The organism is Streptomyces sp. NBC_00448 (assembly GCF_036014115.1).
Taxonomy (GTDB): domain Bacteria; phylum Actinomycetota; class Actinomycetes; order Streptomycetales; family Streptomycetaceae; genus Actinacidiphila.
Window position 1 is genome coordinate 4,413,221 of the sequence record NZ_CP107913.1, and the last position, 12,016, is coordinate 4,425,236.

The following is a 12,016-nucleotide window of genomic DNA, read 5'->3' on the forward strand; positions in this document are numbered from 1 at the left end:
CCGCCCGCGCGGCGGATCAGCGGTGCGAGATCGACAGGTCCGCGGTGCCCCCGTGCACCGACCCGACCCGTACCGAGATGCCGTTCAGCGCGGCGGTGCCGCCGGGGCTGACCCCGGACTCCAGGTGGGTCCCGCCGCCGTTCGCCTCGATGGTGACGCCGTCGGGGCCGATCCGGGTGACCTTGAACGCGGAGAAGCCGAACCGGCTGTCCACCGGGATGGTGACCGGCCGGGAGACGGTGATCTCGCAGGTGCCGTCGTAGCAGGCGTGGAGATCAGTGGTGGTGCCGGCGCTCGGGGACGCGGGGGCGGGAGTGGTCGCGGTGGCCGGCGGGACCGGGGGCGGCGCGGGCGCCGGCGCGGTGGAGGTCGAGGCCGCGGTGGTCGCCGGTGTGCGCCCGGCCCCCTGGGCGGTCCCGCTCCCGTGCCCGCCGCCGCGCCCGCCCGACCCGCATCCCGCCAGTACCGCGGCCGCCACCACCGCGCCCGCAACGTACCCGCACCGCATGTGTCCGGCCATCGCTCGACTCCCCGCTCGCGCCCCCGGTCCACCCGGGTCCGCCCCTTCCGGCGGCTCCCCCAGGTCTACCCGGTGCGACCCGGGACCCGTCCCGAGCCGGCCGTACCGCCCCCGTACGGGTGACGCGCGGCGCCGGGCCTGACGTCAGTCCGGGATCGGTACGGCCGCGCCGCGCACGCTGATGCCCTCGGCCGGGTCCATGGGGACGCCGACCGTGAGCACGCTCGGCCGGCCCATGTCGTCGCCCTGGTGGACGGTGAGCTCGGCCGGCAGTGCGACCAGGCCGAGTTCCCGCAGGTAGCCGCCGAACGCGCCGGCCGCCGCACCCGTGGCCGGGTCCTCGACCACGCCACCGGGCGGGAAGGGGTTGCGGGCGTGGAAGACCGTCGCCGACTCCCGCCAGACCAGGTCGACCGTCGTCCAGTCGCGGCGGCGCATGAGGTCGCCGAGCGCGGCCATGTCGTAGTCGAGCGCGGCCAGCCGCTGCCGGGTCGAGGCGGCGATCACCGGGTGCCAGGCGCCGGCGTAGGCGATCCGCGGCGGCAGTGCCGGGTCCAGTTCGGCCGCGGACCAGCGCAGCGCGGCGAGCAACTCCGCCAGGTCGTCCGGGGCGAGCGGCACCGACCTGGGCGGCACGCTCACCAACTCGGCGGTGATCACGCCGTCGGCCCCCACCGAGGTCCCGACCCGGACGAGCCCGGCCCGGGTGTGGAAGTCCCGTGCGCCGGGGCCGTGCTCACGCGCGTGGGCGACCGCGGTGGCGATGGTCGCGTGCCCGCAGAACGACACCTCGGCCAGCGGGCTGAAGTAGCGGACGTCCAGGCCGCCGTCGGGGCGCGGTACGGCGAACGCCGTCTCCGAGTAGCCGACTTCGGCGGCGACGGCCAGCATCGCGGCCTCGTCGGCGCCGGTCGCGTCCAGCACCACGCCCGCCGGGTTCCCCCCGGAGGCGTCGGTGGCGAAAGCCACGTACTTCAGCACGTCCATGGCCGCACGCTACCCAGCGCGTCATGACACCGTCAAAGCCCTCCCCGCGCCCTGTCCAAGCCCTGCCCACACCCGCGCGGACCTCGTGCGTACGGGACCCCGCCCCGATTCTGCTACGCTGATCCAGCGACATCAGCCCGCCGAAATGTCCGAACGGTCACAGGAAATCCCCAGAGGTTTCCGGGGTCCCGGAAGGCATGGCGCAGGCGTCGCGAAAAACCGGTGCGAGAGCGGGGCACATCATGTGTCACACTTGTGCCGCACCAAGCAAGGTCCTGTGGAGCAGTTTGGAGTGCTCGCCACCCTGTCAAGGTGGAGGCCGCGGGTTCAAATCCCGTCAGGACCGCTGCGGCTGGGTAGCTCAGTTGGTACGAGCGACCGCCTGAAAAGCGGTAGGTCGCCGGTTCGACCCCGGCCCCAGCCACCGCACGACGCAGGGCCCGTCTCCATCGGAGACGGGCCCTGCGTCGTTGGCGTGGGCACCCGGTAGGCAGCCGGCGGCCACCCGCGGGCGCCCCGTGGACCCCGCCCGCGTCCGGACGCCCCGAAAACCCCGCCGAAATGGGTTCGCCCGTCCTCCCCGGCAGGTGCGATGCTGGATCGCGTATGTCTACGCAACCCTCCTCCCCCGCCGAGTTCTCCGGACTCGCCGCGCGGCTCCCCGCGCTCTCCTCGCGCGACGAGCAGCGGCTCGGCCGCCGGCTCGACGGCGCCCGCCGCATCCGCAAGCCGGAGGCGCGCGCCGCGGCGCTCACCGAGATCGACACGGAGATCGGGAGGGCCGAGGCCCGGATAGCCGCCCGCCAGGCTGCTGTGCCGCGGCTCACGTACCCCGAGTCGCTGCCGGTCAGCCAGAAGAAGGACGACATCCTCGCGGCGATCCGCGACCACCAGGTGGTGATCGTCGCCGGCGAGACCGGCTCCGGCAAGACCACCCAGATCCCGAAGATCTGCCTGGAGCTGGGCCGGGGCGTGCGCGGCCTGATCGGCCACACCCAGCCGCGCCGGATCGCGGCCAGGACGGTCGCCGAGCGCGTCGCGGAGGAGCTGCGCACCCCGCTGGGCGAGGCGGTCGGCTGGAAGGTCCGCTTCACCGACCAGGTGGGCGACTCCACCCTGGTCAAACTGATGACCGACGGCATCATGCTCGCCGAGATCCAGACCGACCGCGAGCTGCGCGCCTACGACACGATCATCATCGACGAGGCCCACGAGCGCAGCCTCAACATCGACTTCATCCTCGGCTACCTCGCCCAGCTGCTGCCGCGCCGCCCCGACCTCAAGGTCGTCATCACCTCCGCCACGATCGACCCGCAGCGCTTCTCCCGGCACTTCGGCGACGCCCCGGTGGTGGAGGTGAGCGGGCGCACGTATCCGGTCGAGGTGCGCTACCGGCCGCTCCTCGAAGAGGGTTCCGCGGAGGCCGACCGGGACCAGATCACCGCGATCAGCGACGCGGTGGACGAACTGCAGGCCGAGGGCCCGGGCGACATCCTGGTCTTCCTCTCCGGCGAGCGGGAGATCCGCGACACCGCCGACGCCCTCACCAAGCGGCAGTTGCGCGGCACCGAGGTGCTGCCGCTGTACGCGCGGCTGTCGTCGGCGGAGCAGCACCGCGTCTTCCAGCAGCACACCGGCCGCCGCATCGTGCTGGCCACCAACGTGGCGGAGACCTCGCTGACCGTCCCGGGCATCCGCTACGTGATCGACCCCGGCACCGCCCGCATCTCCCGCTACAGCCACCGCACCAAGGTGCAGCGGCTGCCGATCGAGCCGGTCAGCCAGGCCAGCGCCAACCAGCGCAAGGGCCGCTGCGGCCGCACCTCCGACGGCATCTGCATCCGGCTCTACGACGAGGACGACTTCCTGTCCCGTCCCGAGTTCACCGACGCGGAGATCCTGCGCACCAACCTCGCCTCGGTGATCCTGCAGATGACGGCGGCCGGGCTCGGCGACATCGCGAAGTTCCCGTTCATCGACCCGCCCGACAGCCGCAACATCAAGGACGGCGTCCAGCTCCTCGAAGAGCTCGGCGCGCTCGACCCCCAGCAGAAGGACCCGCGCAAGCGGCTCACCCAGACCGGCCGCAAGCTCGCCCAGCTCCCGGTCGACCCACGGCTGGCCCGCATGGTGCTGGAGGCGGACCGCAACGGCTGCGTGCGCGAGGTGATGGTGATCGCGGCCGCGCTGTCCATCCAGGACCCGCGCGAGCGCCCCGCCGACAAGCAGGCGCAGGCCGACCAGCAGCACGCCCGGTTCAAGGACGAGAGCAGCGACTTCCTCTCCTTCCTGCACCTGTGGGCGTATCTGCGCGACAAGCAGAAGGAGTTGTCCTCCTCCGCCTTCCGCCGGATGTGCCGTTCCGAGTTCCTCAACTACCTGCGCATCCGCGAGTGGCAGGACATCTACAGCCAGCTCCGCTCGGTCGCCCGGTCCCTCGGCATCACCATCGAGCCCGAACCCACCGGCGACCAGGACGCGGCGGACCCGCAGCGGGTCCATGTGTCGTTGCTCGCGGGGCTGTTGTCGCACCTGGGCCTCAAGGACACCGACAAGAACGAGTACCTGGGCGCCCGTAGCGCGAAGTTCGCGGTCTTCCCCGGCTCCGCGCTGTTCAAGAAGCCGCCGCGCTGGATCATGTCGGCCGAGCTGGTGGAGACCTCCCGGCTGTGGGCGCGGGTCAACGCGAAGATCGAGCCGGAGTGGGTCGAGCCGCTCGCCGAGCACCTGGTCAAGCGCAGCTACAGCGAGCCGCACTGGGAGAAGGACCAGGCCGCGGTGATGGCGTACGAGAAGGTGACGCTCTACGGCGTCCCGCTGGTCGCCCAGCGCAAGGTCAACTACGGGCGGATCGACCCGGAGACCTCGCGCGAGCTGTTCATCCGCAACGCCCTGGTCGAGGGCGACTGGCGCACCCACCACCAGTTCTTCCACGACAACCGCAAACTCCTCGGCGAGGTCGAGGAGTTGGAGCACCGCGCCCGCCGCCGCGACATCCTCGTCGACGACGAGACGCTCTTCGACTTCTACGACGGCAAGCTGCCCGAACACGTGGTGTCCGGAGCCCACTTCGACTCCTGGTGGAAGCACAAGCGGCGCGAGGAACCGGAGTTGCTCAACTTCGAGCACTCCATGCTGATCAACGAGAACGCGGAGGCGGTCACCAAGGCCGACTACCCCGACTCCTGGCGGCAGGGCGCGCTGAAGTTCCGGGTGACCTACCAGTTCGAGCCGGGCGGGGACGCCGACGGCGTGACCGTGCACATCCCGCTCCAGGTGCTCAACCAGGTGGTGCCCGACGGCTTCGACTGGCAGATCCCCGGCCTGCGCGAGCAGGTCGTCACCGAGCTGATCCGCTCACTGCCCAAGCCGATCCGCCGCCACTACGTCCCGGCGCCGAACTACGCGCAGGCGTTCCTCGACCGGGTCGCGGCCGGCCCCGACCCGCTGCCCGTGGTGCTGGCGCGGGAGCTCCAGCGGATGGTCGGGGTACGGGTCTCGGCGGAGGACTTCGACCTGTCGAAGGTGCCCGACCACCTCAAGATCACCTTCCGGGTGGTGGACGAGCGGCGCCGCAAGGTCGCCGGCCACGCGGAGGACAAGGACCTCGACGCGCTCAAGCAGCGGCTGCGGCCGAAGACGCGGGAGGCGATCACCAAGGCGTTCGAGCGGGCCTCGGACCCGGCGCTGGCCACCATGGAGCAGCGCACCGGCCTCACCGACTGGACGGTGGGCGCCCTCCCGCGCACCTTCGAGGCCCGGCGGGCCGGGCAGCCGGTCAAGGCGTACCCGGCGCTGGTGGACGAGGGTGCCACGGTCGCGGTGCGGCTGTTCGACACCGAGCCGGAGCAGGCCGAGGCGATGTGGCGCGGCACCCGCCGGCTGATCCTGCTGAACGTCCCGGTCAACCCGGCGAAGTTCGCCGCAGACCGGCTCTCCAACCAGCAGAAGCTCGCGCTGTCCCGCAACCCGCACGGCAGCGTGCAGGGCCTCTTCGAGGACTGCGCCACCGCGGCCGCGGACCGGCTGATCGCCGAGCACGGCGGGCCCGCCTGGGACGAGGAGAGCTACCGCAAGCTGTTCGACGCGGTACGGGCCGACCTGGTCGAGCTGACCGGGCGCTCTGTCCAGCAGGTCCAGCAGGTCCTCGCGGCCTGGCACTCCTGCGAGCGCCGGCTGAAGGACACCGCGAGCCTCGTCCTGGTCGCGAACGTCCAGGACGTCAAGGAGCAGCTCGCCGGGCTGGTGTACCCCGGGTTCGTCACCGGTGCGGGCCTGAAACGCCTCCCGGACCTGCTGCGCTACCTGGTGGCCGCCGACCGCCGCCTCCAGCAGATGCCGACGGGCGTCCAGCGCGACACCACCCGTATGGAGAAGGTCCGCGAGATCCAGGCGGAGTACGCCGAGCTGCTGGCCGCCCAGCCGGCCGGACGCCCGGTCCCCGCCGCCGTCCGCGACATCCGCTGGATGATCGAGGAGCTGCGGGTCAGCTACTTCGCGCACGCTCTCGGCACCGCGTTCCCGGTCTCGGACAAGCGCGTCTTCAAGGCCCTCGACGCCGCCTGGTCCTGAGTTCGACCGCACCCCCTGACCTGCTGTACAGTCTGACTCGCAACGAGGTCCTGTGGAGCAGTTTGGAGTGCTCGCCACCCTGTCAAGGTGGAGGCCGCGGGTTCAAATCCCGTCAGGACCGCAGCAGATGGCAAAGCCCGTCACCCGAACCTGGGGAGGCGGGCTTTCCGTCGTCCCCCGCGAGGCCGCGCCACGCGGCGCCAGCCGCGAATCAGACCCAGCAAATCCCGTCAGGACCCCACCAGACAACGAAAGCCCGCCCCCCGAACCCCCGGAGGCGGGCTTTCCGCCGTCCCCCGCGAGGCCGCGCCACGCGGCGCCAGCCGCAGACCAGACCCAGCAAATCCCGTCAGGACCGCAGCAGACAGCGAAAGCCCGTCCCCCGAACCCCGGGAGACGGGCTTTCCGCCGTCCCCCCAAGGCCGCGCCACGCGACGCCAGCCGCAGATCAGACCCAGCAAACCCCGCCAGGACCGCAGCAGACAGCGAAAGCCCGTCCCCCGAACCCCGGGAGACGGGCTTTCCGCCGTCCCCCGCGAGGCCGGCCCAGGCCGCGCCCCGCGGCGCCAGCCGCGAATCAGACCCAGCAAATCCCGCCAGGACCCCACCAGACAACGAAAGCCCGTCCCCCGAACCCCGGGAGGCGGGCTATCCGCCGTCCCGTCCAGGCTCGGGCGAGCGTCGGCCGTCCCCACCCAGGTCGCGGCCCCACACCGCCAACCACACCCCCGTACGCGGGCTTTCCGCCGCCCCCTGGGACCCGCCGGCACACGGGGGCGCGCTCCGCGGCCCCAGGCGCGCGCGTGCGGGCCGTTCCGCGCGCCGGGGCGACCGGCCACGCGCCCGGCAAGTCCCGTCGGCCTGCGAGGAGTTGAGGGCTTCCGTCCCGCCGGGCCGGCGACCGGTGCGGCCGCGGAGGCGCGACACCGCCGAAGACCCTAACGGGCGAAGCCGGTTCATTACCGCATCGTAGGCAACAACCTCAAGTGCCGCACATGTGACGGGAGTCACGCGAACTTGTGGGACACATAAGGAACTGGAGGCCCTGCGCAAGGCTCTCGATTTAATATGTGCAATGGTACCCACCTGCATCGCGTGTGACCGGGCACACAAAAAAGAGGATCGCATCGGACCCGGCGGAGTCCGATGCGATCCTCTTACGGTCATACGGTGTTGCGTCCTGCTGTGCGCCCTCCCCTCGGGCCTCCTGATGGGGGCAGGTGGCCTTCGGACGGCGACGTATGGGGTAGGGGCCCCACAAGCCGCCCAAAAGGGCTGTCAGGCCTCGCTGCGCTGCTGCGGAATGCCCGCAAGCAGCGCACGGACCTCCGCCTCGCGGTAACGGCGGTGCCCGCCGAGCGTGCGGATCGACGTGAGCTTGCCTGCCTTGGCCCAGCGCGTGACCGTCTTCGGGTCGACGCGGAACATGGTGGCGACCTCAGCGGGTGTTAGCAACGGCTCGGCATCAGGGGTGCGAGCGGTCATGAGCGGCCTCCTCGAGAGAACCGAACCAACGCGGTTCTTTCCTCTTAAATTCTGCACCTTGACCCGCGTTGCCCGATATGGGCGAACGCGGGCCGAGTCGGTAATAGGACGAACGGCTTGTCCTCGGCACTACAACTACACCATCCGTCCAGCCGCGTCGGCCAAACCGATGGATTTGCCCTCTCAGGTGTTCAAGCTCGACGGAAGCCGATGGACCGGGCCATAGCGGACAGTCACACCAACGTGACGATCAGTCACAGCGCGATCATCCGCCACATCCCCACCTTCGATGCGAGCCCGAGGCGGACCCGATGTCCCATTTTGGCATGACAGATGGTGATGCAGGCAAGAGTCCGGTTACGTGCTCTGCGTCACGCTTGGGCCAATAGCACCATCACCAGGGGCAGAAGCACGTCGCGGGCCGGACCGGAGACAACACCCGGCCCACCCGGAGACAACAACCCGTCAGATCCCGACCGCCCCGCCGTGCGCCACGGCCCGGCTCAGTTCGCGAACTGGAGCTCGCGCACCGCCCGCCACCGATCGGTCAGCCGCTCGTACGCCGTGCCGGCCGCCGCCGAGTCGCCCTCGCGCAGCGCCGCCAGCCCCTCGGCCGCGTCCGCCGCCGAGCGGTCCGCCGCCAGCGCCTCCGGGCCGATCACGTGCACCAGCCCGCCGTAGTCCAGTTCGACCAGCGAGCGAGGGTGGAACTCCTCCAGCCAGCGCCCCACGTCGATCAGCCCGTCGACCAACGGGCTCTCGTCCAGCGCCTCCTTGAGCACCCGCAGGCCGCGTGCCACCCGGCGCCGCGCCTGCACCATCGGGGTGCGGTAGCGCATCATCGGCTGCTTGGACCCGCCCGTGGCGTCCTCCGCGCCGACCGGTTCGTACTCCCGCTCGTCGTCGCCGACGAGGATGAACCAGCGCACCGGCACGTGCCAGGTCGCCGAGCGAATCCAGGGCCGCGCGTCGGGGTTCCGCTCGCGCCACGCCTCGTGGTCGGCCGCGGCCTGCCGCCTGACCACCGGCGGCACCATCGCGTCGAGCACCGGGGCCGGCAGCTGTCCCTCCAGCTGCTCCAGCGCCATCCAGCCGCGCAGCCGGGTCCGCCACGGGCAGACGTGCGTGACCCCGCCCACCTCGGCGATGAACGCCTCCCGGCTCTCGTGCACCGGCACCGCGATCGGCGGCACCGGCACCAGCCCGGCCAGCGACTGCCTCAGCTCGTCCTGTGCGCCGCGCTCACGGCCCGCGGCCGCATACCGGTACCAGTGGGTGCGTTCGGGCTCGGGAAAGGCCGCCAGCGGCTCGTACACCCGCAGATACGACGTGTACGGGACCAGTACCGCCGAACCGCCCACGCCCGCTCCTCCAACGCCGTACCCGCCCTGCCGACGCCTCCGATCGTCCCACGGGACCGCCTCCGCCGGAGGTGATCCCGGCCACTGGGTGCAGGGCCTACGCTGAGGCCATCGAACCCTCCGCCACCCGTACGGGGGGCGAGACACCCGAACCCAATGGGACCGCGAGCACCACCGGACTATGGGAGTCACCACCGTGACCGACGTACGTCAGACCGACGGCGGCAACGGCGCCGCCGTCATCGCCAAGCTGTTCCGATCGGAACAGGGCGGACACGAGCAGGTCGTCCTGTGCCAGGACCGCCCGACCGGCCTGCGGGCCGTGATCGCACTCCACTCCACCGCCCTGGGCCCGGCCCTCGGCGGCACGCGCTTCCACGCCTACTCCTCCGACGAGCAGGCCCTGGACGACGCCCTCAACCTCTCCCGCGGCATGTCGTACAAGAACGCCCTGGCCGGTCTCGACCACGGCGGCGGCAAGGCCGTCATCATCGGCGACCCGGACACCCTCAAGACCGAGGAGCTGCTGCTCGCCTACGGCCGCTTCGTGGCCTCGCTCGGCGGCCGCTACGTCACCGCGTGCGACGTCGGCACCTACGTCGCCGACATGGACGTGGTCGCCCGCGAGAACCGCTGGACCACCGGCCGCTCCCCCGAGAACGGCGGCGCCGGCGACTCCTCGGTGCTCACCGCCTTCGGTGTCTTCCAGGGCATGCGCGCGGCCGCCAAGGCCCAGTGGGGCGAGCCGACGCTGCGCGGCCGCCGGGTCGGCGTCGCGGGCGTCGGCAAGGTCGGCCACCACCTGGTGGAGCACCTCGTCGACGACGGCGCCGAGGTCGTGGTCACCGACGTGCGCGCCGACGCGGTCGCGCGGATCACCGCCCGCCACCCGGGCGTGACCGCCGTCGCCGACGCCGACGCGCTGGTGCGCACCCCGCTGGACGTCTACGCCCCCTGCGCGCTGGGCGGCGCGCTCGACGATCCGACCGTCGCCGCACTGACCGCCACCGTGGTCTGCGGCGCGGCCAACAACCAGCTCGCCCGCCCCGGTGTCGAGAAGGACCTCGCCGACCGCGGCATCCTCTACGCCCCCGACTACGTGGTGAACGCCGGCGGCGTCATCCAGGTCGCCGACGAACTGCGCGGGTTCGACTTCGAACGGGCCAAGGCGAAGGCCGCGAAGATCCACGACACCACGCTGGCCATATTCGAACGCGCCAAGGTCGACGGAGTGCCGCCCGCGGTGGCCGCCGACCGGCTCGCCGAGCAGCGGATCGCCGAGCGCACCCTGGCCGCCGACTGGCTGCGGCCGAGCCTGGGTTGAGCCGTCGTCGAGGTCCCCGGACAGGGGCGGAACGGGCCCGTCCGGGGACCTCGGCGTGACCGATAGCACGGCCCGATAGCAAGTTCGCGCTAGAAGAAGGTAAAATCGGGTCTGACCAGGAACGACAGGGCCGCAAATATCCCCTGTTCCGACGCGCGTCGTGCGGGCGACGTACCGTGCGGCGTCGGAAGCAGGTACCGTTGAGGCCCTACGGACCGGTCTCTCTCCAAGGAGGCCGTCCGGATCATGAACGCGTGTCAAGACTCGGGGCCGTCGAGCCCCGCCGTTAAGGGGGTCGAGCCATGGGGCGCGGCCGGGCCAAGGCCAAGCAGACGAAGGTCGCCCGCCAGCTGAAGTACAACAGCGGCGGCACGGATCTCTCACGTCTGGCCGACGAGCTGGGCGCATCGCCGTCGAGGCCGGTTAATCCGGAGCCAGTCGAGGACGATGACGACGAGTTGGACGACGACCCGTACGCTCAGTACGCGGATCTGTACAACGACGACGACGAGGACGATGACCAGGACGAACAGTCCGAGCCGTCACCGTCGTCTCAGCGCCGTCGCGCTTGACGCCGCCAACGCTTGAGGCCCGGCCCGGGGTCCGCCCCGGGCCGGGTTTCGTCGTCGGCATGTTTCCTCACCGCGGGTAACCGTCCGGGTCAGGCGTCGTCGCCGTAGTCGCCGACCAGCTCCACGGCCGACGCGCCGCTTTCGCGTACCCGGATCTCGCCGGCCACCCAGGCGTCCACGTCACGGTCCGCGAGCACCGCGAGCGCGACGTCGACCGACTCCTGCGGCACCACGGCCATCATGCCGACGCCCATGTTGAGCGTCTTCTCCAGCTCCTCGCGCCGCACCCCGCCCAGCTCGCCGACCACTCCGAAGACCGGTCCCGGCGTCCAGGTGGGGCGCTCCACGGTGGCGTGCAGGTGGTCCGGGATCACCCGGGCCAGGTTGGCGGCAAGACCGCCGCCGGTGATGTGCGAGAAGGCGTGCACCTCGGTGGTGCGGGCCAGCGCCAGGCAGTCCAGCGAGTAGATCCTGGTCGGCTCCAGCAGCTCCTCGCCCAGCGTGCGGCCGAACTCGGGCACCTCGCGGTCCAGCGCCCAGCCGGCCCGGTCGAAGAGCACGTGCCGGACCAGGCTGTACCCGTTCGAGTGAAGTCCGGACGACTCGATCGCGATCACCGCGTCGCCCGGCCGGACCCGGTCCGCGCCCAGCAGCCCGTCGGCCTCGACCACGCCGGTGCCCGCGCCCGCCACGTCGAAGTCGTCGGCGCCCAGCAGCCCGGGGTGCTCGGCGGTCTCGCCGCCGACCAGCGCGCAGCCGGCCAGCACGCAGCCCTCCGCGATGCCCTTGACGATGGCCGCGACCCGCTCCGGGTAGACCTTGCCGACGCAGATGTAGTCGGTCATGAACAGCGGCTCGGCGCCGCACACCACCAGGTCGTCCACGACCATGCCGACCAGGTCGTGGCCGATCGTGTCGTAGACGCCCATCCGGCGGGCGATGTCCACCTTGGTGCCGACGCCGTCGGTGGCCGACGCGAGCAGTGGGCGCTCGTAGCGTTTGAGGGCCGAGGCGTCGAAGAGCCCGGCGAAGCCGCCGAGGCCGCCGACCACCTCGGGGCGGGACGCCTTGCGCACCCACTCCTTCATCAGGGTGACGGCGCGGTCGCCCGCCTCGATGTCGACGCCCGCGGCTGCGTAGCTGGCACCGGTTGTCTCAGACATGGCTGGGGAAACCTTCGTGTCGGTCGTACGGG

At 71.6% G+C, this 12,016-nt stretch carries 8 protein-coding genes and 3 tRNA genes; 6 read left to right on the forward strand and 5 right to left on the reverse strand.

What is annotated here, in order from left to right; translation table 11 throughout:
* Positions 1-16: 16 nt before the first annotated feature.
* Together OG370_RS18620 and OG370_RS18625 are read right to left on the reverse strand one after the other, a co-directional pair.
* A complete protein-coding gene (locus tag OG370_RS18620) occupies positions 17-520 on the reverse strand; it encodes a hypothetical protein (RefSeq protein ID WP_328465711.1) in 504 nt (167 codons plus the stop codon).
* 144 nt (positions 521-664) lie between these two features.
* Positions 665-1,507 carry a PhzF family phenazine biosynthesis protein gene (locus OG370_RS18625; RefSeq protein WP_328465713.1) on the reverse strand — a complete coding sequence of 281 codons (843 nt, stop codon included), beginning with the start codon at positions 1,505-1,507 and terminating at the stop codon, positions 665-667.
* A gap of 271 nt (positions 1,508-1,778) precedes the next feature.
* Between OG370_RS18625 and OG370_RS18630 the strand changes: the two genes are divergently transcribed.
* From OG370_RS18630 to OG370_RS18645, 4 genes are all read left to right on the forward strand, one after another.
* Positions 1,779-1,853 (forward strand) — tRNA-Asp (locus OG370_RS18630).
* 4 nt (positions 1,854-1,857) lie between these two features.
* Positions 1,858-1,931: transfer RNA gene (locus OG370_RS18635), tRNA-Phe, on the forward strand.
* A gap of 182 nt (positions 1,932-2,113) precedes the next feature.
* Positions 2,114-6,079, forward strand: coding sequence for an ATP-dependent RNA helicase HrpA (hrpA, locus tag OG370_RS18640; RefSeq protein WP_328465715.1), 3,966 nt, complete (start codon positions 2,114-2,116; stop codon positions 6,077-6,079).
* A gap of 46 nt (positions 6,080-6,125) precedes the next feature.
* Positions 6,126-6,200 (forward strand) — tRNA-Asp (locus OG370_RS18645).
* Between the two features lie 1,157 nt (positions 6,201-7,357).
* Here the strand turns inward: OG370_RS18645 and bldC are convergent.
* Together bldC and OG370_RS18655 are read right to left on the reverse strand one after the other, a co-directional pair.
* Entirely contained in the window at positions 7,358-7,564 is a 207-nt protein-coding gene (bldC, locus tag OG370_RS18650) for a developmental transcriptional regulator BldC (RefSeq protein ID WP_003949541.1), read from the reverse strand.
* Between the two features lie 503 nt (positions 7,565-8,067).
* A complete protein-coding gene (locus tag OG370_RS18655) occupies positions 8,068-8,925 on the reverse strand; it encodes a hypothetical protein (protein ID WP_328465717.1) in 858 nt (285 codons plus the stop codon).
* Positions 8,926-9,106: 181 nt separating this feature from the next.
* Between OG370_RS18655 and OG370_RS18660 the strand changes: the two genes are divergently transcribed.
* Both OG370_RS18660 and OG370_RS18665 read left to right on the forward strand, forming a co-directional pair.
* The gene (locus OG370_RS18660) at positions 9,107-10,249 is read left to right on the forward strand and encodes a Leu/Phe/Val dehydrogenase (RefSeq protein ID WP_328465719.1); all 1,143 of its coding nucleotides are present in this window, start codon (positions 9,107-9,109) and stop codon (positions 10,247-10,249) included.
* A 302-nt stretch (positions 10,250-10,551) separates the two neighbouring features.
* The gene (locus tag OG370_RS18665) at positions 10,552-10,821 is read left to right on the forward strand and encodes a DUF3073 domain-containing protein (RefSeq protein ID WP_328465721.1); all 270 of its coding nucleotides are present in this window, start codon (positions 10,552-10,554) and stop codon (positions 10,819-10,821) included.
* Positions 10,822-10,910: 89 nt separating this feature from the next.
* On the opposite strand, the gene purM is transcribed toward OG370_RS18665, so the two are convergent.
* Complete coding sequence (purM, locus tag OG370_RS18670) at positions 10,911-11,984, reverse strand: phosphoribosylformylglycinamidine cyclo-ligase (protein ID WP_328465723.1); 1,074 nt, start codon at positions 11,982-11,984, stop codon at positions 10,911-10,913.
* Positions 11,985-12,016: the final 32 nt, after the last annotated feature.